Annotated in this window: 19 protein-coding genes; 14 read left to right on the plus strand and 5 right to left on the minus strand. The window is 71.8% G+C overall.

Translation table 11 applies throughout. From position 1 onward, the window contains the following. Positions 1 to 13 precede the first annotated feature (13 nt). The 8 genes from O7620_RS27335 to O7620_RS27370 all read left to right on the plus strand — a co-directional run bounded on the left by O7620_RS27335 (position 14) and on the right by O7620_RS27370 (position 8,195). Positions 14 to 1,300 carry a phytase gene (locus O7620_RS27335; protein WP_278125982.1) on the plus strand — a complete coding sequence of 429 codons (1,287 nt, stop codon included), beginning with the start codon at positions 14 to 16 and terminating at the stop codon, positions 1,298 to 1,300. Positions 1,301 to 1,451: 151 nt separating this feature from the next. Then, complete coding sequence (locus O7620_RS27340) at positions 1,452 to 2,423, plus strand: Rossmann-like and DUF2520 domain-containing protein (protein ID WP_278125984.1); 972 nt, start codon at positions 1,452 to 1,454, stop codon at positions 2,421 to 2,423. Beyond that, entirely contained in the window at positions 2,420 to 3,268 is an 849-nt protein-coding gene (gene panC / locus O7620_RS27345) for a pantoate--beta-alanine ligase (protein ID WP_151491863.1), read from the plus strand. Before O7620_RS27340 ends, panC begins: the two co-directional genes overlap by 4 nt. A 45-nt stretch (positions 3,269 to 3,313) precedes the next feature. Continuing rightward, complete coding sequence (gene panD / locus O7620_RS27350) at positions 3,314 to 3,742, plus strand: aspartate 1-decarboxylase (protein ID WP_278125985.1); 429 nt, start codon at positions 3,314 to 3,316, stop codon at positions 3,740 to 3,742. 95 nt (positions 3,743 to 3,837) lie between these two features. Next, positions 3,838 to 4,734 carry a septum formation family protein gene (locus O7620_RS27355; RefSeq protein ID WP_278125987.1) on the plus strand — a complete coding sequence of 299 codons (897 nt, stop codon included), beginning with the start codon at positions 3,838 to 3,840 and terminating at the stop codon, positions 4,732 to 4,734. A gap of 94 nt (positions 4,735 to 4,828) precedes the next feature. After that, positions 4,829 to 6,526, plus strand: a complete 1,698-nt coding sequence (locus tag O7620_RS27360; RefSeq protein WP_278125988.1) for an L-aspartate oxidase — start codon at positions 4,829 to 4,831, stop codon at positions 6,524 to 6,526. Continuing rightward, complete coding sequence (gene nadC, locus O7620_RS27365) at positions 6,523 to 7,419, plus strand: carboxylating nicotinate-nucleotide diphosphorylase (RefSeq protein ID WP_278125990.1); 897 nt, start codon at positions 6,523 to 6,525, stop codon at positions 7,417 to 7,419. The genes O7620_RS27360 and nadC overlap by 4 nt, the downstream gene beginning before the upstream one ends. 17 nt (positions 7,420 to 7,436) lie before the next feature. Continuing rightward, positions 7,437 to 8,195 (plus strand): type III pantothenate kinase, encoded by a 759-nt coding sequence (locus tag O7620_RS27370; protein WP_278125991.1) that lies wholly within the window; start codon positions 7,437 to 7,439, stop codon positions 8,193 to 8,195. Between the two features lie 3 nt (positions 8,196 to 8,198). Here the strand turns inward: O7620_RS27370 and O7620_RS27375 are convergent, their stop codons facing one another. Continuing rightward, the gene (locus tag O7620_RS27375; RefSeq protein WP_278125993.1) at positions 8,199 to 8,936 is read right to left on the minus strand and encodes a class I SAM-dependent methyltransferase; all 738 of its coding nucleotides are present in this window, start codon (positions 8,934 to 8,936) and stop codon (positions 8,199 to 8,201) included. Between the two features lie 89 nt (positions 8,937 to 9,025). Here O7620_RS27375 and lysS point away from each other — a divergent pair, with 89 nt between their 5' ends. From lysS to O7620_RS27390, 3 genes are all read left to right on the plus strand, one after another. Then, positions 9,026 to 10,534, plus strand: coding sequence for a lysine--tRNA ligase (lysS, locus tag O7620_RS27380; protein ID WP_151491870.1), 1,509 nt, complete (start codon positions 9,026 to 9,028; stop codon positions 10,532 to 10,534). 111 nt (positions 10,535 to 10,645) lie between these two features. Beyond that, positions 10,646 to 10,990: an Lsr2 family protein gene (locus tag O7620_RS27385; RefSeq protein WP_151491871.1), complete on the plus strand. Its 345-nt coding sequence runs from the start codon at positions 10,646 to 10,648 to the stop codon at positions 10,988 to 10,990. A 501-nt stretch (positions 10,991 to 11,491) separates the two neighbouring features. Next, complete coding sequence (locus O7620_RS27390) at positions 11,492 to 14,026, plus strand: ATP-dependent Clp protease ATP-binding subunit (protein ID WP_139582959.1); 2,535 nt, start codon at positions 11,492 to 11,494, stop codon at positions 14,024 to 14,026. A gap of 126 nt (positions 14,027 to 14,152) precedes the next feature. Here O7620_RS27390 and O7620_RS27395 read toward each other — a convergent pair whose 3' ends face one another. Then, positions 14,153 to 15,064 carry an A/G-specific adenine glycosylase gene (locus O7620_RS27395; protein WP_278125997.1) on the minus strand — a complete coding sequence of 304 codons (912 nt, stop codon included), beginning with the start codon at positions 15,062 to 15,064 and terminating at the stop codon, positions 14,153 to 14,155. 96 nt (positions 15,065 to 15,160) lie between these two features. Between O7620_RS27395 and O7620_RS27400 the strand changes: the two genes are divergently transcribed. From O7620_RS27400 to O7620_RS27410, 3 genes are all read left to right on the plus strand, one after another. Next, positions 15,161 to 15,673, plus strand: coding sequence for an ACT domain-containing protein (locus O7620_RS27400; RefSeq protein WP_278125998.1), 513 nt, complete (start codon positions 15,161 to 15,163; stop codon positions 15,671 to 15,673). Continuing rightward, positions 15,670 to 16,242 carry a peptide deformylase gene (locus tag O7620_RS27405; RefSeq protein ID WP_278125999.1) on the plus strand — a complete coding sequence of 191 codons (573 nt, stop codon included), beginning with the start codon at positions 15,670 to 15,672 and terminating at the stop codon, positions 16,240 to 16,242. The genes O7620_RS27400 and O7620_RS27405 overlap by 4 nt, the downstream gene beginning before the upstream one ends. A gap of 112 nt (positions 16,243 to 16,354) precedes the next feature. After that, positions 16,355 to 17,074 (plus strand): hypothetical protein, encoded by a 720-nt coding sequence (locus O7620_RS27410; RefSeq protein ID WP_151489208.1) that lies wholly within the window; start codon positions 16,355 to 16,357, stop codon positions 17,072 to 17,074. A gap of 6 nt (positions 17,075 to 17,080) precedes the next feature. On the opposite strand, the gene disA is transcribed toward O7620_RS27410, so the two are convergent. From disA to O7620_RS27425, 3 genes are all read right to left on the minus strand, one after another. Further along, on the minus strand, positions 17,081 to 18,265 hold the full coding sequence (disA, locus tag O7620_RS27415) for a DNA integrity scanning diadenylate cyclase DisA (protein ID WP_151489209.1): 1,185 nt from the start codon (positions 18,263 to 18,265) through the stop codon (positions 17,081 to 17,083). A 131-nt stretch (positions 18,266 to 18,396) separates the two neighbouring features. Continuing rightward, entirely contained in the window at positions 18,397 to 19,854 is a 1,458-nt protein-coding gene (gene radA / locus O7620_RS27420; RefSeq protein ID WP_278126000.1) for a DNA repair protein RadA, read from the minus strand. Positions 19,855 to 19,941: 87 nt separating this feature from the next. Next, complete coding sequence (locus O7620_RS27425; protein WP_278126002.1) at positions 19,942 to 20,721, minus strand: hypothetical protein; 780 nt, start codon at positions 20,719 to 20,721, stop codon at positions 19,942 to 19,944. Positions 20,722 to 20,746: the final 25 nt, after the last annotated feature.

Below are 20,746 nucleotides of genomic sequence, written 5' to 3' on the forward strand. Positions count from 1 at the left end.
ACGGTCACCGGTTATGAGACGACCCGTGATCCCCGCGCTGGTGGTCGTACCGCTGCTGCTTGCGGGTGCTCCCGCGGACGCCGCGCCGCGCCCTGCCGGGACCGACATCCCACGTCCGGTCCGGGCGGTGACCGAGACCCCCTCGCTCTTCGACGACGAGGCCGGCGGGGACGCCGACGCGGACGACCCGGCGATCTGGGTCGACCCGACCGACCGGGGCGGCAGTCTGGTCATCGCCACCGCGAAGAACGGCGGGCTGCGGGTGTACGACCTGCGGGGCCGGGAGCGGCAGGCGATCGCGACCCCGCCAGCGCCCGGACCGGACGACGAGGCGGGACGGTTCAACAACGTGGACCTGGTCGGCGGGTTCCGGCTGGGTGGGCGGCGCGCGGACCTGGCCGTGGTCACCGACCGTGGGCGGGATCAGCTGCGGTTCTACCGGATCGACCCGCGTACCCGGCTGCTGAGCGACGTGACCGCGCCGGACGTGCCGTTCGCGTTCAACGCCGACCAGGCCGAGGTGAACGAGCAGCGCACCGCGTACGGGTTGGGCACCTGGACGGACGCCGACGGCAGCGTGTACGCCGTGGTGAGCCGGCGCAGCACCCCGGAGGTGGGGGTGTTCCGGCTGGTGGAGCGGGCCGGGAAGGTGAGTTACCGGCCGGTGGACCGGCTGCGGTTGCCCGACTCGTTCACCCTGCCCGACGGCACCGCCTGGTCGCCGTGCACCGATCCGGGTGACGGCCCGCAGGTGGAGGGGACCGTGGTGGACCCGGACAGCGGGGTGGTGCACCTGGCTCAGGAGAAGGTCGGGTTGTGGCGGACGCGGCTGGCGCACGGCCGGTTCGTGGGCACGCCGGTGTCGGTGGAGCGCGTCCGCGAGTACGGCGTCCCGGCGGCGTACGACGACGAGGAGGAGGACTGCGTGACCGACTACGCGGCCGATCCCGGATTCGGCGGCCGGATCGCCCAGGACGTGGAGGGTCTGACTATCTACCGGACCGGTCGGTCCACCGGCACGCTTGTCGTGTCCAGTCAGGGCGACGACACGTTCTACACGTACGACCGGCGCACCGACCGGCCGACGGGCCGGTTCGCGGTGGTCGACGGTCGGGTCGACGGGTCGCAGGAGTGTGACGGCGCGGCGGTGGTCTCCACCGCGCTGCCCGGCTTCCCGGGTGGTCTGCTGGTGGTGCACGACGGCCGGAACACCCCGGACACCACGGACGGGGACGGCGAGGTCCGGACGGACACGAACGTCAAGTTCCTCGACGCCGGTTTCCTGCACCCCGCCCGCTGACTGTTCCAGGGGCCCCTGGTTGCGGCCGGGAACGGCGACGAGGGGCCCTTGGGCGGTGGTGAAGGTTTTCACACATGCTTGTCCCGGTTCGGCGGGCCGGGCGCATACTTGCGATCGACCGGTACCCCTTCTCGAGGACTGGATCGTCGTCATGAGCGCACCGTTGCGCCCGCGTCCGGCCGCCCCACCGGGGCCTGCCGCATCGTGGGATCGCGCCGTTCCCGGCGCCCGCGCCACCTCCCGTCTGCTCACCGTCGGTGTCGTCGGCTCCGGCCGGGTCGGGGCTGTGCTGGGCGCCGCGCTCGCCGCCGCCGGGCATCAGGTGGCCGCCGTCACCGGTGACTCCGGGGCCAGCCGTGCCCGCCTCGCCCTGCTGCTGCCCGAGGTGCCCCGCCGTCCGGCCGCCGCCGTCGCCCACGCCGCCGATCTGCTGCTGATCGCCGTGCCGGACGACGCGCTGGCCGGGGTGGTCGCCGACCTCGCCGAGCGGGGCGCGTTGCACCCGGGTCAGGTGGTCGCGCACACCTCCGGCGCGCATGGTCTGGCCGTCCTGGCACCGGCCGCCGCGGTCGGCGCCCGGCCGCTCGCCCTGCACCCCGCCATGACCTTCACCGGTACGCCGGACGACCTGGCCCGCCTCGACGGCATCTCGTACGGGGTGACCGCCCCGGCGGATTTGCGCGCGCTGGCCGCCCGGCTGGTCGCCGACCTCGGTGGCGTGCCCGAGTGGGTGGCCGAGACGGACCGTCCGCTGTATCACGCGGCGCTGGCGCACGGGGCGAACCACCTGGTGACCCTGGTGAACGAGGCGACCGATCGGCTGCGGGACGCCGGGGTGGCCCGGCCGGAGAAGGTGCTGGCTCCGCTGCTGCGGGCCGCCCTGGAGAACGCGCTGCGCCTCGGCGACGACGCGCTGACCGGCCCGGTGTCCCGTGGCGACGCGGGCACCGTGCAGCGGCATCTGGCCCGGCTGGCGGCCACCGCCCCGGAATCCGTTCCCGCGTATCTGGCGTTGGCCCGTCGTACCGCCGATCGGGCGATCGCGGCCGGTCGGCTGCGGCCGGTGGACGCGCAGTCGCTGCTCGGCGTGCTGGCCGACGGTTCTCGGGAGGTGGCCACATGACGCTGCTGGTGCACACGCGCGCCGAGTTGGCCGAGGCCCGGGCCGGGCTGAAGGGCACGGTCGGCGTGGTGATGACCATGGGTGCCCTGCACTCCGGGCACGAGACGTTGCTGCGCGCGGCCCGGGAACAGGCCGACCACGTGCTGGTGACGATCTTCGTGAACCCGTTGCAGTTCGGGCCGAACGAGGACTTCGACCGCTATCCCCGGACTCTCGACGCGGACCTGGAGGTGTGCCGCCGGGCCGGTGCGGACGTGGTCTTCGCCCCGTCGGTCACCGACATGTACCCCGACGGTCAGCCCCGGGTGCGCCTCGACCCGGGTCCGCTCGGCGCGGAGTTGGAGGGCACGAGCCGCCCGGGCTTCTTCCACGGTGTGCTCACCGTGGTGCTGAAGCTGCTCCAGCTCACCCGGCCGGATCTGACGTTCTTCGGCGAGAAGGACTATCAGCAGCTCACCCTGGTCCGGCGGATGACCCGGGACCTGGACGTGCCGGTCGAGGTGGTCGGCGTGCCGACGGTCCGGGAACCGGACGGGTTGGCGCTGTCCAGCCGCAACCGCTACCTGAGCGAGTCGGAGCGGGCGGCGGCGCTGAGCCTGTCCGCCGCGCTGCGGGCCGGCGCCCAGGCCGCCGACGAGGGCCGGGACGCGGGTGCGGTGCTGACCGCCGCGCACGCCGCGTTCGGCGCGGGTACGCCCGGCGCCCGCCTCGACTACCTGGTGCTCACCGATCCGGAGCTGGAGCCGGGGCCGGTGTCCGGGCCGGCCCGGCTGGTGATCGCCGCGTGGGTCGGCGCCACCCGTCTGATCGACAACGCGGGGATCCACCTCGCGCCCCGCCCCTGACCCGGCTGCTCACCACCTCCACCATTCCCGCGAAAGGCCACCCCGATGCTGCGGACCATGCTCAAGTCGAAGATCCACCGGGCCACGGTGACCCAGGCCGACCTGCACTACGTGGGTTCGGTGACGGTGGACGAGGATCTGCTCGACGCCGCCGATCTGCTCCCCGGCGAGCAGGTCGCGATCGTGGACATCACCAACGGCGCCCGCCTGGAGACGTACGTGATCCCGGGTGCGCGGGGCAGCGGCGTGATCGGCATCAACGGTGCCGCCGCGCACCTGGTGCACCCCGGTGACCTGGTCATCCTGATCTCGTACGGGCAGCTGGACGACGCCGAGGCCCGGTCGTACCGGCCGCGGGTGGTGCACGTGGACGCCGACAACCGGGTGATCGAGCTGGGCACGGACCCGGCCGCGGTGGCCCCCGGCACGGCCGGTGACCCGGTGCCCAGCCCGTTGGCCGTGTCCGCTTTGTGATCCCCCGCGACGCGATTCCGGTCTGTCACCGGAAGGTCATGTGCGGTTACCCTTGGGTACTGGCGTAAGCCGGTCGGTGGCTGGGGGAGGCCGCGATGCGCCGTGCCATGACGACCCTGTTCGCCGCCGCCGTGACGGCGGTGTTGCTGGTCGGCTGCGCCGGTTCCGGCGGCCTGGACGGTGACCTGACCGACGACTGGGCCGCGCTGGCGGCCCCGTCGGCGTTCACACCGGCCGCCGGTGTGTGTCACGCCGCCGATTTCACCGACGTGGTCACCCTGGCCAGCTACGAGCCGGTGGACTGCGCGGGTCCGCATCGGCTGGAGACCGTGCACGTGGGGGCGTTCCCGGCCGAGCGGGCGACCGCTCCGGCGGGTGGCTCCGCCGAGCTGCGGGGAGCGTTCGCCGAGTGCGACACCCGGGCCTCCGGGTACGTGGGGGACGACTGGCGGGCCGGGCGACTACGGCTGTCCGTGGCGCTGCCCTCCGGGCCGGGCTGGGTGGCCGGCTCCCGCTGGTTCCGGTGCGATCTCACCGAGCTGACCACGGTCGAGGCGGCGGCGACCGTGGTGGTCCGCTCGGGCAGCCTGCGGGACGCGTTGAAGGGGGCTGCCTCCGGTCTGCGGCTGGGCTGCCAGCAGACCCGCGGTGCGGCCGGGCGGGTGCAGACGCTGGTCCCGGTGGAGTGCGGCAGGCAGCACGACGCCGAGTTCGTCGGGGTGTGGCGGGCACCGGACACGGCGTACCCGACGCGGGACGCCGACTGGGCTCCGCTCTACTCGGGCTGTCGGAGCGTCCTCGGCCGCTACGCGGGCGTACCGGACGACGCCGAGCTGCGGTTCCGTAGCGGCGTGGTGGTCCGTCCGCCGGGTGCGGGGCGGTGGCGGGTCGGTGACCGGGGCGTCCGCTGCTACCTGTGGCTCAGCGACCGTACGGTGACCGCCTCGCTGAAGGGCGCGGGCCCGGCGGGTCTGCCGGTGCGGACGAAGTGACCACGGCCTGAGGGCGTGCCCGGGACGGGGTAGCCCATACCACTCGTCCCGCCCCCGCCGCCCCCGGCGAGGATCGTTCGGGTTGACTGGGGAGATGGACCTTCCGACCGTCGACCTGCCGGCCCTGCCCTCGTTGCTGGCCGCGCCCGAGCCCGGCTGGGTGGAGACCACCGACGTGATCGTGGTGGGGTCCGGGGTGGCCGGACTGACCGCGGCGCTGCATCTGCGGGAGGCGGGTCTGCACGTCACGGTGGTCACCAAGGTCAACATTGATGACGGCTCTACCCGTTGGGCGCAGGGCGGCATCGCCGCGGTGCTCGACCCGGCGGACACTCCGGCGGCGCACGCCCGGGACACCGAGGTCGCCGGGGTGGGGCTCTGCGACCCGGCGGCCGTGCGGGTGCTGGTCGAGGAGGGGCCGACCCGACTGCGGGAGCTGATGCGGATCGGTGCCGAGTTCGACCGCCATCCGGACGGCTCACTGATGCTGACCCGGGAGGGCGGGCACCGGGCGGACCGGATCGTGCACGCCGGTGGGGACGCCACCGGGGCCGAGGTGCAGCGGGCCCTGCATGCGGCGGTGCAGCGCGACCCGTGGATCCGGCTGGTCGAGCACGCCCTGGTGCTGGATCTGCTGCGGGCGCCCGGTGACGGCCCGGACGGGCTCGGCCCGGCCTGTGGGATCACCCTGCACGTGCTCGGCGAGGGCAGCGAGGACGGTGTCGGCGCGCTGTTGGCCCGTGCGGTGGTGCTGGCCACCGGCGGGATGGGGCAGGTCTTCGCGGCCACCACCAATCCGGCGGTCTCCACCGGCGACGGGGTGGCCCTGGCGATGCGGGCCGGCGCGGCGGTGACCGACGTGGAGTTCGTCCAGTTCCACCCGACCGCCCTGATCACCCCGTCCGGCGCGGGCCTGCCCGGCGCCGGGCACGCGCAGCAGCCGCTGGTCTCCGAGGCGCTGCGCGGCGAGGGCGCGTACCTGGTGGACGCCGACGGCAAGCGTTTCATGGTGGGTCAGCACGAGTTGGCCGAGCTGGCGCCCCGGGACGTGGTGGCCAAGGGCATCCACCGGGTGCTGCTGGCCACCGGCGTGGACCACGTCTTCCTCGACGCCCGGCACCTGGGCGGTGACTTCCTGGCCGCGCGGTTCCCGACCATCGTGGCGTCCTGCCTGGCGATCGGCGTCGACCCGGCGACCGATCTGATCCCGGTGGCCCCGGCCGCGCACTACGCCTCCGGTGGCGTCCGGACCGATCTGCGCGGCCGTACCTCCATCCCCGGCCTGTACGCGTGCGGTGAGGTGGCCTGCACGGGTGTGCACGGCGCGAACCGGCTGGCCAGCAACTCGCTGCTGGAGGGTCTGGTCTTCTCCCGCCGGATCGCCGAGGACATCGCGGCGGGCCTGCCCGAGCAGGCGCAGCCGGCGGACACCGGCGCCTGGCGTGGCGGCGTGGGCTGGGTGCTGCCGGCCGAGGCGACGCCGACCCTGCAACGGGCGATGACCCGGGGGGCCGGGGTGCTGCGTTCGGCCGCGACGCTGGCCGACACGGCCGGGACGCTGACCGATCTGGGCGCTGCCCGGGGCCGGCCACGCACCGCCGACTGGGAGGCGACCAACCTGCTGACCGTGGCGTCCACGCTGGTGGCCGCCGCGTACGCGCGCGGCGAGACCCGGGGGTGCCACTGGCGGGAGGACTTCCCGACGGCCGACGAGCGGTGGCTGGGCCACCTCGTCGGGGCGGTCGGGGCGCAGGGCCGGATGACGCAGCACTGGGAGGGGAACAACTCATGACGGAGTCGACGCGAGCGGCGTTGCGGGCGGCCGGACTGGACCCGGAGCAGGTGCGGCGGGTGATCGAGACCGCGCTGGTCGAGGACCTGGGGCCGGATTTTCTGGACGTCACGAGCGTCGCCACGATTCCCGCGGAGCAGATTGACACCGGCGACCTGGTGGCCCGCGCCGACGGGGTGCTGGCCGGCACGGCCGTGGCCGCCGCCGTGTTCGAGCTGGTGGGCGAGGTGACCGGCTCTGGTCGTACCGTCGAGGTGTCGGTGCTGGCCCGCGACGGTGAGCGGGTGGCCCGCGGCGACGTGCTGGCGACGGTGACCGGCCCGACCCGGTTGTTGCTCACTGCCGAGCGGACGGCGCTCAACCTGCTCTGCCGGATGTCCGGGGTGGCGACCCACACCCGGGCTTGGGCGGACGCGCTGGCCGGCACGAAGGCGATGGTGCTGGACACCCGCAAGACGACGCCGGGCCTGCGGGTGTTGGAGAAGTACGCGGTGCGGGCCGGCGGTGGCACCAACAAGCGGATGGGCCTCTACGACGTGGCCATGATCAAGGACAACCACAAGCTGGCGGCCGGGGGCATCACGGCGGCGTACCGGCGGGTCCGGGAGGCGTTTCCGGAGGTGCCGGTGCAGGTCGAGGTGACCACGGTCGACGAGGCGGTGGAGGCGGTGGAGGCCGGCGCGGACTTCCTGCTCTGCGACAACATGACGCCCGAGGTGCTGGCGCAGGCGGTCGCCGCGGTGGGTGACCGGGCGGAGCTGGAGGCGACCGGTGGGCTGACCCTGGAGGTGGCGGGCCGGTACGCGGCGACCGGCGTCGACTTCCTCTCGGTGGGCGCGTTGACCCACTCGTCGCCGATCCTGGACATCGCGCTGGACCTGTGCACCGAATAGTTGTCTAGGCTGCGTGCGTGCTGCTCTGCATCGACATCGGAAACACCAACACCGTGCTGGCGACCTTCGACGGCGACAAGCTGGTGCACAACTGGCGGATCAAGACCGATGCCCGTTCGACGGCGGACGAGCTGGGTCTGATGTTCAGGGGTCTGCTCGCCGGGGACAACGTCGAGATCACCGGTGTGGCCGCGTGCTCCACGGTGCCCGCCGCCCTGCGGTCGCTGCGGACCATGCTCGGCCGCTACTACGCCGACCTGCCGAGCGTGATCGTCGAGCCGGGCGTGCGGACCGGAGTGCAGTTGGCGATCGACAACCCGAAGGAGGTGGGCGCCGACCGGGTGGTGAACACCCTGGCCGCGTACACCCTCTACGGCGGGCCGTCGATCGTCGTGGACTTCGGCACCACCACCAACTTCGACGTGATCAGCGGGCGGGGCGAGTTCCTCGGCGGCGCGTTCGCCCCGGGCATCGAGATCTCCTTCGACGCGTTGGCTGCGCGGGCGGCCCAGCTGCGCAAGGTCGAGGCCACCAAACCGCGCTCGGTGATCGGCAAGAACACCGTCGAGTGCCTGCAGTCCGGCCTGTACTTCGGCTTCGCCGGGCAGGTGGACCGGATCGTCGAGCGGATGACCGAGGAGTTGGGTGAGGTGCGGGCGGTGATCGCCACCGGCGGCCTCGCCTCCCTGGTGATCAACGAGTGCCGCAGCATCACCCACCACGAGCCGATGATCACGCTGATCGGCCTGCGGATGGTCTACGAGCGCAACCTCTGAGCGTCACCGCCGCCGGGCGCGCAGCACCAGCGTCCGGTACGGCAGCTCGACGGTCTCCCGGCCGGCCAGGTCGGGGTGGGTGGCCAGGAGGTCGGTCAGCTCCCGCTCGACCCGCTGCCGATCGGTGTCCGAGGCGGTGAGCCAGTAGGAACGGGTCCTGATCATGCCGCGTACCTCGTCCGGGGTGAGGGTCGTGCGGTGCGTGAACTCGCGCGCCTCGATCGCGCCGAACGCCGGACCGAAGTCCGCGTACTTCACGATGACGTTGCCCGACTTGTCGTCGAGGTGGGCGATCCGGCCCAGCTCCGCCACCCAGTCCACGCTGTCGTCCCGGATGTTCCAGATGGGGGCGAAGGTGCCGTCGGGGCGGAGCACCCGGGCGATCTCGGCGTGCGCGGGTTCCCGGTCGAACCAGTGGTACGCCGTGCCGGCCAGCACCGCGTCCGCCGCCGCGTCGGGCAGCGGCACGGCCTCGGCGCTGCCCGCCAGCGCCGTCGTGCCCGGGGTGCTGTGGGCGAGCTGCGCCCGCATCGCCGGATCCGGCTCGACGGGTACGACCTGATGGCCCAGCGCCTGCACGGCGCGGGTCAGGATGCCGGTGCCCGCGGCCAGGTCGACGACCTGACCGTTGCTCAGCCCGTCGACCGCCCAACGGACCGCAGCCTCGGGATAACGTGGTCGAAACCGGTCGTAAGCGCTCGCGGCGGCGCCGAACGAGAGGGCATGAGTGTGATCGACCATGACGGGCAGGTTATCCGGTAACAGCCGCCGGAGCGCTTGAGTACGCTCGGGCCTGACCCCCTGTATCTCCCGTGACGAGGAAGCGTGCCGTGAGCGAGCAGAACGCCGTGCCAGTGGACCCCGCCGACGACCTTCCCGAGCAGATGAAGGTCCGCCGGGAGAAGCGGGACCGGATGCTCGCCGAGGGCGTCGAGCCCTACCCGGTGGGTTTCTCCCGCACGACCACCCTGGCCGAGATCCGGGAGCGCTACGCGGAGCTGCCCACCGACACCGCCACCGGCGACCAGGTCTCGGTCACCGGCCGGGTGATCTTCGTACGCAACACCGGCAAGCTCTGCTTCGCGACCCTGCGCGACGGTGACGGCACCGAGCTGCAGGCGATGCTCTCGCTGGACCGGGTCGGCCCGGAGCGCCTGGAGGCGTGGAAGCGCCTCGTCGACCTCGGTGACCACGTCGGCGTCACCGGTGAGGTGATCACCAGCCGTCGGGGTGAGCTGTCGGTGCTGGCGCAGCAGTGGGAGATGACCGCGAAGGCCCTGCGGCCGCTGCCGGTGGCGCACAAGCCGCTCTCCGAGGAGGCGCGGGTCCGTCAGCGCTACGTCGACCTGATCGTCCGGCCCCAGGCCCGACAGATGGTGCGTACCCGGGCGGCGGCGGTCCGCAGCCTGCGTGATTCGCTGCACGGGCAGGGCTTCGTCGAGGTGGAAACGCCGATGTTGCAACTCCTGCACGGCGGCGCCGCCGCTCGACCGTTCGTGACCCACAGCAATGCGTTGAACACCGATCTGTATCTGCGAATCGCGCCGGAACTGTTTCTCAAGCGCGCCGTGGTCGGCGGCGTCGACCGAGTCTTCGAGATCAACCGCAACTTCCGTAATGAGGGTGTCGACTCTTCGCACTCGCCCGAGTTCGCCATGCTGGAGACGTACCAGGCGTACGGCGACTACGACACGATCGGCGAGCTGACCCGTAATCTCGTGCAACAGGCGGCGATCGCGGTCAGCGGTTCGACGGTGGTGACCCACGCCGACGGCCGGGAGTTCGACCTGGGCGGCGAGTGGCGATCGGTCACGCTGTTCGGGGTCCTTTCCGAGGCGCTCGGCGAGGAGGTCACGGTCCGCACCGAACGTTCCCGCCTGGTCGAGTACGCGGACAAGGTGGGATTGGCCGTGGACCCGAAGTGGGGCCCCGGCAAGCTGGCCGAGGAACTGTTCGAGGAACTCGTCGTTCCCGGCCTGCAGGCGCCCACCTTCGTCCGCGACTACCCGGAGGAGACCAGCCCGCTCACCCGGGGGCACCGCAGCGAGCCGGGGCTGGCCGAGAAGTGGGACCTCTACGTGCTCGGTTTCGAGCTGGGCACCGGGTACTCCGAGCTGGTCGACCCCGTGGTGCAGCGGGAACGGCTGGTGGCCCAGGCGCAGCTCGCCGCCCGCGGCGACGACGAGGCGATGCGTCTCGACGAGGACTTTCTCCGGGCGATGGAGTACGGAATGCCACCGGCCGGGGGCATGGGAATGGGAATCGACCGGCTCTTGATGGCCCTGACCGGCCTCGGAATTCGGGAAACGATCCTCTTCCCGTTGGTCCGCCCCGAGTAGTCGCGGCCGGCTCCCACCGAGTCGTAACCGCATCCTATTGACGCGGCGAGCAGCACGGGGGTTATTGTGCTCTCGTTAGCAGGAGCGCCCTGCTCGAAAGGAATGTGGGACGTGGCCAAGCAGATCATTCACAAGCTGGTCGATGACCTGGACGGCGGGGACGCGGACGAGACCGTCAAGTTCGCGCTCGACGGCGTTCAGTACGAGATCGACCTGTCGAGTTCCAACGCCGCTAAATTGCGGGAGGCTTTTGCCTCGTACGTGGGCGCCGGCACGAAGGTGGGCCGGGGTGGCGTCGTGATCGGTGGGCGGGCCGCCCGTGGCCGTGGCGGCGCGACCGCCGACCGCGAGCAGAACAAGGCGATCCGCGAGTGGGCCAAGAAGGCCGGCAAGGACATCTCGGACCGGGGCCGCATCCCCCAGGAGATCGTCGACGAGTTCCACGCGAAGCGCTGAGCCGTCAACAGAGTGGTGGCCAGGTGCCACCGAAGGCGACACCGACGCCGGACCGGAGCATTCCTCCGGGCCGGCGTCGCCGTATCCGGGCTGCGCTCGACGGGTCCGCGGAGCCGGGAAGGTTCCGGCCCGGACCGGCGTTGTCCACAGGCAGTGGAGTAGCTGTCCACAGCCTGTGGACAACCGTCCCCCAGGTTTGCGCGCGGTGCCCGTACGGCGGCGAACCGCCCTTCCGGAGGCTTCCGAAGCCCGGAGAGGGCCTCCACCGCCCCAGTCGGATTTCGCTCTGCGCGTAGCGACAGGGGTACCGGAACACCTCCTGAGCGCGGACGGTTGTGCAAAACGACGTGGAACCGACCCACACCGGAGACACACGACCTCAGCTGAGTCGGTCAGCGACGATAGAGTAAGGAGGCACGGACGTCCGTCCCGGACGTTCGTGCACCGGCCCCGCCAAGATCTTGACCATCAAGGCGCACGGCACGTGAGGAGCACGAGGGCATGTTCGAGCGGTTCACCGACCGAGCGCGACGGGTTGTCGTCCTGGCCCAAGAAGAGGCCCGGATGCTCAACCACAACTACATCGGTACGGAACACATCCTGCTGGGCCTGATCCACGAAGGTGAAGGCGTCGCGGCAAAGGCCCTGGAGAGCCTCGGCATCTCCCTGGAGGGCGTCCGCCAGCAGGTCGAGGAGATCATTGGCCAGGGCCAGCAGGCGCCGAGCGGGCACATCCCGTTCACGCCGCGGGCCAAGAAGGTGCTGGAGCTGTCGCTTCGCGAGGCGCTGCAGCTCGGCCACAACTACATCGGCACGGAGCACATCCTGCTCGGGCTGATCCGCGAGGGCGAGGGCGTCGCTGCCCAGGTGCTGGTCAAGCTCGGCGCCGACCTCAACCGGGTCCGCCAGCAGGTGATCCAGCTGCTTTCCGGCTACCAGGGCAAGGAGCCTGCCGCGGCGGGCGCCGCGCCGGGTGAGGCCGCGCCGTCTACCAGCCTGGTGCTGGACCAGTTCGGCCGCAACCTGACCCAGGCCGCCCGCGAGGGCAAGCTCGACCCGGTCATCGGGCGCGAGAAGGAAATCGAGCGGGTCATGCAGGTGCTCTCCCGCCGTACCAAGAACAACCCGGTCCTGATCGGTGAGCCCGGCGTCGGTAAGACCGCCGTGGTGGAGGGGCTTTCCCAGAAGATCATCAAGGGCGAGGTGCCCGAGACTCTCAAGGACAAGCAGCTCTACACGCTCGACCTCGGTGCGCTGGTCGCCGGTTCCCGCTACCGCGGTGACTTCGAGGAGCGCCTCAAGAAGGTGCTCAAGGAGATCCGCACCCGCGGCGACATCATCCTGTTCATCGACGAGATCCACACCCTCGTGGGTGCGGGTGCCGCCGAGGGCGCGATCGACGCGGCGAGCATCCTCAAGCCGATGCTGGCCCGTGGTGAGCTGCAGACCATCGGCGCCACCACGCTCGACGAATACCGCAAGCACCTGGAGAAGGACGCCGCTCTCGAGCGCCGCTTCCAGCCGATCCAGGTGGGTGAGCCGTCGCTGGCGCACACCATCGAGATCCTCAAGGGCCTGCGCGACCGGTACGAGGCGCACCACCGCGTGAGCATCACCGATGCCGCTCTGGTGGCCGCCGCGACCCTGGCCGACCGGTACATCTCCGACCGCTTCCTTCCGGACAAGGCGATCGACCTGATCGACGAGGCCGGTGCACGGATGCGGATCCGTCGGATGACCGCGCCGCCAGACCTGCGTGACTTCGACGAGCGCATCGCCCAGGTGCGTCGCGACAAGGAGTCCGCGATCGACGCTCAGGACTTCGAGCGCGCCGCCCAGCTGCGCGACAAGGAGAAGCAGCTCCTCGGCCAGAAGGCTCAGCGGGAGAAGGAGTGGAAGGCCGGTGACCTGGACGTCGTCAGCGAGGTTGACGACGAGCAGATCGCCGAGGTGCTCGGCAACTGGACCGGCATCCCGGTCTACAAGCTGACCGAGGAGGAGACCTCGCGCCTGCTGCGCATGGAGGACGAGCTGCACAAGCGCGTCATCGGCCAGGAGGACGCGGTCAAGGCGGTCTCGAAGGCGATCCGGCGTACCCGGGCCGGCCTGAAGGACCCGAAGCGCCCGTCGGGCTCGTTCATCTTCGCCGGCCCGTCCGGTGTGGGTAAGACCGAGCTGTCCAAGGCGCTCGCCGAGTTCCTCTTCGGCAGCGAGGACGCCCTCATCCAGCTGGACATGTCCGAGTTCCACGACCGCTACACGGTCTCCCGGCTCGTGGGTGCCCCTCCCGGCTACGTCGGTTACGACGAGGGCGGGCAGCTGACCGAGAAGGTGCGGCGTCGGCCGTTCTCGGTGGTCCTCTTCGACGAGATCGAGAAGGCCCACCCGGACGTCTTCAACACGCTGCTCCAGATCCTGGAGGACGGTCGGCTCACCGACGGTCAGGGTCGGATCGTGGACTTCAAGAACACGGTCATCATCCTGACCACCAACCTGGGCACCCGTGACGTCGCCAAGGCGGTGTCGCTGGGCTTCCAGGCGTCGGAGGACTCCGAGTCCAACTACGACCGGATGAAGCAGAAGGTCAACGACGAGCTCAAGCAGCACTTCCGGCCTGAGTTCCTCAACCGGATCGACGACACCATCGTCTTCCACCAGCTGCGCCAGACCGAGATCCTCTCGATCGTGGACATCATGATCCAGCGGATCGAGACGCAGCTGCGCAACAAGGACATGGGTCTGGAGCTGACCGACAACGCCAAGAAGTACCTGGCGGCGAAGGGCTTCGACCCGGTGCTCGGTGCCCGTCCGCTTCGTCGCACGATCCAGCGCGACATTGAGGACAACCTGTCCGAGCGGATCCTGTTCAACGAGCTGACCCCGGGTCAGATCGTCGTGGTGGACTGCGAGGGCGACCCGAACGACATCGACAAGTCCAAGCTCGTCTTCCGGGGCGCGGAGAAGCCGGTGGAAGTTCCGGACGCCGTGCCGGCCGACCTCGGTGGCAGCACCGCCACCGCAGGCGCGGACGAGTAGCACTACCAGCAGCAAAGGGCGGGGCCCCGGTGGCACAAGCCACCGGGGCTCCGCCCTTTCTGTGCGCGCTCGTTCATCCCGCTCAGGCTGATGGCGCCGACCAGCCACAGACCGGGGCGGGGTGGGTCAGGGGGTGAGGGTTGCCGCCGGTGGGGTCGGGCCGTCACCGGCCAGGCGGAAGGAATCGGTGCCGACCGGTTCGACCAGCCCGTCCTGGACCAGCCCCGCCAGGGCGCGGGCACGCTGGACGTCGTCGGTCCAGACCTGGTCCAGGCGCTGGTGTGGCACCGGCCCGGTGGTTTCCCGGAGTACCCCGAGCAGCAGTCCGCGCACCTGTCGGTCGGTGCCCGCGTACCGCTGCGGGCGACGGGTCGGTCCGGCCGGTGCCTCCTGGCCGGAGGCCCGCCACGCGCAGACCGACTCGACCGGGCAGGCCGTGCAGCGTGGTGATCGGGCCGTGCAGATCACCGCGCCCAGTTCCATGAACGCGGCGCTGGCCAGTGCCGCGGCGGCCGGCTGCGCCGGCAGCAATTCTTCGGTGGCGACCAGGTCGGCCGGTCGGGTGACCGGTCCGGCGTCCGGTTCACCTGCCACGGCCCGGCACACCACGCGACGTACGTTGGTGTCGACGACGGGGTGCCGCTGCCCGTACGCGAACGCGGCCACCGCGCGCGCCGTGTACGTGCCGACTCCCGGCAGTGCCAGCAGGTGTTCCAGCCGGTCGGGCACCTGGCCGCCGTGCCGGTCGACGATCGCGACGGCGCATTCGCGCAGCCGGACGGCCCGGCGGGGATAGCCGAGGCGTCCCCACATCCGGATCGCCTCGGCGGGGGTGTCCGCCGCCAACGAGGCCGGGTCGGGCCAGCGGGCCAGCCATGCCTGCCAGGCCGGCACCACCCGGACGACGGGCGTCTGCTGGAGCATGACCTCGCTGACGAGGATGGCCCACGGGGTGACGCCGGGTGCACGCCACGGCAGGTCCCGGGCGTTCTGCTGGAACCATCGGCTGACCAGGGTGGCGAAATCGGGTTGAGTCATGGCGTCGTCGATGATGTCACGGGGCGTGTTCCCGCTGGATGGGCGGATCGGGCGGGGTGTCGCGGCGGCGGCGGGCGGATCGGGGAGAATGCGCGGATGAACGAGCTCGCGATCACCGTCATCGGTCGGGACCGGCCGGGCATCGTGGCCGATGTCGCGGAGGTGCTGGCCCGGCTGGGCGCCAACCTCACCGACAGCACGATGACGAGGCTGCGGGGGCATTTCGCGATGACCCTGATCTGCACCGGTCCGGCCGCCGAGGAGGTCGAGGCCGCGTTGGCGCCGCTGGCCGCGGAGGGTCAACTGCTGGCGACGGTACGCGCGGTCACCCCGGACGGCGATGTGCCTCCGGTGGGTGAGCCGTACGTGATGGCGGTGCACGGTTCGGACCGGATGGGCATCGTGGCGGCGATGACCCGGGTGCTGGTGGACGCGGGAGGGAACGTCACCGATCTGAGTACCCGCTTGGCGGGCTCGCTCTATGTGGTGCTGGCCGAAGTCGAGTTGCCGGCGGGGGTGGCCGAGACGCTCGTCGACCGGTTGGATCGGACGGCTGCCGAGTTGGGCGTGGAGGTCACGCTCCGGCCGGCGGACCCGGATCTGCTGTGACCGGCGAGCAGGGCGGGGCGTACGCCGGTCTGGGTGACTGGACGCCGGAGTCGTTGTCCGTCGAGGGCGAGATCCGGGCGGTGGTGTCGGCCCCGCATCCGGTGTTGAGTCGGGCCGGCGGTGTGGTCGATCCGACGTCCGAGGAGACGGTCCGGTTGGCGGCCGATTTGGTGGCGACCATGCGGGTCTCGCCGGGTTGCGTCGGGTTGGCGGCGCCGCAGATCGGGGTGGGCGCCCAGGTTTTCGCGGTCGATGTGACGGGGCATCCGAAGGCGGTCACGGTGCACGGCACCTTCGTGTTGTGCAACGCCCGGGTGGTGGAGGCCACCCGGTGGAAGCCGGGCCGGGAGGGGTGCATGTCGGTGCCGGATCTGACCGGGGACGTGAAGCGGGCCAGCCGGCTGGTGGTGGAGGGTGATCTGCCGGGCAGTGGGGAGTCGGTCCGGTTGGTGACCGACGGCTTCGAGGCGCGGGCCTTGCAGCATGAGATCGACCATTGCGCGGGGCTGCTGTTCCTGGACCGGGTGGCAAGTGCGCACGCGGTCTATCAGCGCAAGGTCTACCTCTGAACGGGGCCCGCGCCGCTGCTGTCCTCAGTGGAGGGTTGGAGTGGCGGGTCGTGGCCTTTCCGGCGCGTCGCGCCGGACTGCTGGGCGTCGCGCGGCTACCGTGGGGGGCATCATGCGTCTGACGGTCGGCCCCCTGCCACCCGCCGTGTACTGGCGGCGTCGCGCCGTCGTACTCGGAGCGGGGCTTCTCTTCCTGATTGTCCTGCTCTACTCGTGCACCGGCTCGGGTCGTTCCGACGGCGGCCGGCCGAAGGCGGGCGGGTCGCCCTCGGCCTCGTCCGCTGCGCCGCCGGGGGCCGGTGGGCCGGTGCTGACTCCGCAGACCGGCGCCCCGTCGGTGCCCGCGTCCGCTGATCCGGCCACGACGGGTCCGAGCCCCGAGATCACCAGCAACAACCCGCCGCCGGGTACGGCCGCCGGCTCGGTGGACGACGGCACCTGCACCGACGCCGAGATCAGCGTGACGTCGGTGGCACGGCCGGTCTCGGTGCAGCGCGGGATGGTCGTCGACCTCCAGCTCAAGATCAAGAACGTTTCCGAGAGGACGTGCAGCCGCAACGTCGGCGCCGACCTTCAGGAGATCTTCATCAAGTCAGGTGCCGAGAAGGTCTGGTCGTCCGACACCTGCGGCAAGGTCCAGGGCTCCGACGTGCAGTCCTTCACGCCCGACTTCGAGCGCTCCTACCAGGTGGGCTGGAACGGGCGCGACACCACCCGCTGCGACGACAACGGCCTGGCGGCCGGGCCGTTCCCGCCCGCGGGCACCTACCAGGTGCTGGCCCGGGTCGGCACGAAGCTCAGCGCTCCCGTGAAGCTCACCATCACCGGCTGAGCCGGATCAGACGTACCGCTCCAGGATGGACGCCTCGGCGAGCCGGGACAGCCCCTCCCGGACGCCCCGGGCACGGGCGTCGCCGACACCCTCGACGGCCTGCAGGTCTTCCACGGTCGCGCCCAGCAGCCGCTGGAGGCTGCCGAAGTGCAGCACCAGCCGGTCGACCACCGCCACCGGCAGCCGCGGCACCTTCGCCAGCAGCCGGAAGCCACGGGGGCTGACGGCGGCGTCCAGCGCGTCCGATGCGGCCGGGTAGCCGATCGCCTTGGCCACCGACACCAGGTCGATCAGCTCGGTGGCGCCGAGCAGGTCCAGTTCGACAAGCGCCTCGTCCAGGGTGCGGGACTTGCGCCCGACCGGCAGGTAGTCGCGGATGACCAGCGTCCGGTCGGCGTCCACGCCGGCCATCAGCTCGTCGAGTTGGAGGGCGAGCAGCCGGCCGTCGGTGCCCAACTCGACCACGTAACCGGCGATCTCGTCGGCGATCCGGCGGACCATCTCCAGCCGCTGCACCACGGCCACCGCGTCCCGGACGGTGACCAGATCCTCGATCTCCAGCGCGGAGAGCGTCCCGGAGACCTCGTCCAGGCGGAGCTTGTAGCGCTCCAGGGTCGCCAGCGCCTGGTTGGCGCGGGACAGGATGGCCGCCGAGTCGTCGAGCACGTGGCGCTGACCGTTGACGTAGAGGCTGATGATCCGCATCGACTGGCTGACCGAGATGACCGGGTAGCCGGTCTGCCGCGCCACCCGCTCGGCGGTGCGGTGCCGGGTGCCGGACTCCTCCGTCGGGATCGACGGGTCGGGCATCAGGTGCACGGCCGCCCGGACGATCCGGGTGCCGTCGCTGGAGAGCACGACCGCGCCGTCCATCTTGCACAGCTCGCGCACCCGGGTCGCGGAGAACTCCACGTCCAGGGGGAAGCCGCCGGTGCACAGACCCTCGACGACCTTGTCGTAGCCGAGGACGATGAGCGCGCCGGTGCGGCCGCGCAGGATGCGCTCCAGACCGTCGCGCAGCGCGGTGCCGGGCGCCATCAGGGCGAGGTTGGCCCGTAGCGGGTCCCCGGCGCTCCCGGTGGCCCCCGCGGTCACGCTCACGCTGATCGGGCGGGCGGGCGAGCCCACGGCGCCGGTGCGGGCGTGGGGCGGCGCGCCGGCTGGCTTGGTGGTATCGCGGTCGATCGGCACGGGCACAGTCTACGGACTGCCGTGCGGTGGGTGCTGTCGTGGTTACTGTGATGTGTCACGATGCCGCCCTTCCAACCGTTGCCCGCTTGCGGCGTGCTGTCCGGTATCGCCCTCCGCGCCGGCACGGTGGGTCACTCGGCGGACGCGCGTGCCGCATGATGCAGTGCGGAACGGACGTCGGTGACCTCGGTCACCCGCATCTGCCCGGGGCCGGCACCGGTGCTCTCCGGGCCACAGCCGGGCGGCACCAGCGCCACCTTGAACCCCAGCCGGGCCGCCTCGGCCAGCCGACGCGGCACCGCACCGACCCGACGCACCTCGCCGGTGAGCCCCACCTCGCCGATCGCCACCAGGTGCGGTGCGATGGCCAGGTTGAGCCCGCCGGAGGCGACCGCCAACGCCACCGCCAGGTCGGCGGCCGGCTCCACCACCCGGATGCCACCCACGGTGGCCGCGAAGACCTCCCGGTCGTGCAGTGTCAACCGCTCCGTACGACGTTGCAGCACCGCGAGCACCATCGCCAGCCGGGCCGAGTCGAGGCCGGAGACGGTGCGGCGGGGTGAACCGGCCACCGTCGCGCCGATCAGTGCCTGCACCTCGGTGACCAGGGCACGACGCCCCTCCATGGCCACGGTCACACAGGTGCCGGGGACCGGCTCCGAGTAGCGGGTCAGGAACAGGCCGGACGGGTCGGCGAGGCTGCTGATGCCGCCCTCGTGCATCTCGAAGCAGCCGACCTCGTCGGCCGCGCCGAATCTGTTCTTGACGCCGCGCACCAGCCGCAACGAGGAGTGCTTGTCGCCCTCGAAGTGCAGCACCACGTCCACCAGGTGCTCCAGCACCCGGGGGCCGGCGACCTGGCCGTCCTTGGTGACGTGCCCGACCAGCACGGTGGCGATGCCCCGCTCCTTGGCGACCGACACCAGGGCCGCGGTGACCGCCCGGACCTGGGTCACCCCGCCCGGCACCCCCTCGGTGCCGGTGGTCGAGATGGTCTGCACCGAGTCGAGCACCAGCAGGCCCGGCTTGACCGCGTCGAGGTGCCCGAGCACGGAGGCCAGGTCGCTCTCGGCCGCGAGGTAGAGCTGGTCGTGCAGCGTGCCCATCCGCTCGGCACGCAACCGCACCTGACTGACCGACTCCTCACCGCTGACCACCAGCGACGGGCTGCCGGCGCCCACCGCCCACTGCTGTGCGACGTCCAGCAGGAGGGTCGACTTGCCCACCCCGGGCTCGCCGGCGAGCAGCACCACCGCGCCCGGGACCAGGCCACCGCCCAGCACCCGGTCGAGCTCGCTCACCCCGGTGGGTCGGGCGCGGGCCGGAGCGGCGCTGATGGTGGCGATCGGTCGGGCCGGCTCGGACGGCATCCGGGAACTGACCACCCGCCCGGAGACGGTCGGCCCGGTCACCGTGGACTCGACCACCGAACCCCACTCGCCGCACTCCGGGCAGCGCCCCACCCACTTGGGTGGCTGGTGCCCGCAGGCGTCGCACTCGTAGGCCGGACGCGGATCGCGTGCGGCGGACCGAGCGCGGGGGGCACCGGCCGTCCCGCCGCGCGGAGAGGTCGATCGGGAGGTGGTCACATCAGGACGCTAGCCCTCTCGTACGACGAAAACACCCCGGCGTGGTGGTCACCACGCCGGGGCGTTCGTCGATGTCGGGGTGCCGGGTCAGTCGTGGGTCGTGCCGCCCTCGTTGCCCTCGTAGCCGCCCTCACGCTCGATGATCGGCGAGGGAGGCGCCGCCGGGGTGAGCGGCACCGCGATCGGCGCCTGGCCGCTGACCGTGTTGCCGTTACCGAAGTCGAAGGTCACGAAGAGGTTCTGGCCGGAGCGCAGCGCCTCGGTCAGGCCGATCAGCCGGAGCTGCGTGGTGGCCTCGGAGTTGAGCTGGAGGTAGCTCAGCGGGGCCAGCTCGATGCGGGCCGGCTGACCCGGCGCGGCGGGGCTGGCCGAACCCGACGCCCGCGCCGACTCCGGGGCGGACGGGGTGGCCGAGGACGACCCGGTCTCGGAGGGGGTCGCCGACGGGCTGGCCGAGCGGGACCCGGAGGTCGACGGGCTGGACGAATCGGACGGGGTCGCGCTGGGCGACGCGGACTCCGAGGCGGACGGCGACGGGCTCGCCGAACCGCTGCTGATCACCAGCTCGCGGGCGCTGTCGGTGGTGACGGTGACCGTCACCGTCTCCTTGGAGTCGTTGTAGATCACGGCGTTGAGCAGGGCGTCCTGACCGGCCCGGTAGCCCTCGGGGCCCGGATAGTCGACCAGCAGGCCGCGCACCGAGTACGAGCCGTTGCTGGTCGTGAGGTTGACGCCCTGGATCGACGGCTCCTTCAAAGCGGTCTCGGCGATCTGACCGGTGCCGCAGCCGGACGCCAGCAGGCTGGCCGCCGCGATCCCGGACAGCAACAGGGCCGCCCGCCGGGATCCCCTGATCGAGCGCGTCACGTCGGTCCTCCTCGTCACAATCCCC

This window comes from Micromonospora sp. WMMD710 (assembly GCF_029626045.1).
GTDB lineage: Bacteria > Actinomycetota > Actinomycetes > Mycobacteriales > Micromonosporaceae > Micromonospora.

Bases quoted from the DNA above. Each gene is read 5' to 3' on its own strand.
- panC (WP_151491863.1), top strand. From the start codon at position 2,420: ATGACGCTGCTGGTGCACACGCGCGCCGAGTTGGCCGAGGCCCGGGCC.
- O7620_RS27390 (WP_139582959.1), top strand. From the start codon at position 11,492: ATGTTCGAGCGGTTCACCGACCGAGCGCGACGGGTTGTCGTCCTGGCC.
- panD (WP_278125985.1), top strand. From the start codon at position 3,314: ATGCTGCGGACCATGCTCAAGTCGAAGATCCACCGGGCCACGGTGACC.
- O7620_RS27355 (WP_278125987.1), top strand. From the start codon at position 3,838: ATGCGCCGTGCCATGACGACCCTGTTCGCCGCCGCCGTGACGGCGGTG.
- nadC (WP_278125990.1), top strand. From the start codon at position 6,523: ATGACGGAGTCGACGCGAGCGGCGTTGCGGGCGGCCGGACTGGACCCG.
- O7620_RS27395 (WP_278125997.1), bottom strand. From the start codon at position 15,064: ATGACTCAACCCGATTTCGCCACCCTGGTCAGCCGATGGTTCCAGCAG.
- O7620_RS27340 (WP_278125984.1), top strand. From the start codon at position 1,452: ATGAGCGCACCGTTGCGCCCGCGTCCGGCCGCCCCACCGGGGCCTGCC.
- O7620_RS27375 (WP_278125993.1), bottom strand. From the start codon at position 8,936: ATGGTCGATCACACTCATGCCCTCTCGTTCGGCGCCGCCGCGAGCGCT.
- O7620_RS27410 (WP_151489208.1), top strand. From the start codon at position 16,355: ATGCGTCTGACGGTCGGCCCCCTGCCACCCGCCGTGTACTGGCGGCGT.
- O7620_RS27360 (WP_278125988.1), top strand. From the start codon at position 4,829: ATGGACCTTCCGACCGTCGACCTGCCGGCCCTGCCCTCGTTGCTGGCC.
- O7620_RS27335 (WP_278125982.1), top strand. From the start codon at position 14: ATGAGACGACCCGTGATCCCCGCGCTGGTGGTCGTACCGCTGCTGCTT.
- O7620_RS27400 (WP_278125998.1), top strand. From the start codon at position 15,161: ATGAACGAGCTCGCGATCACCGTCATCGGTCGGGACCGGCCGGGCATC.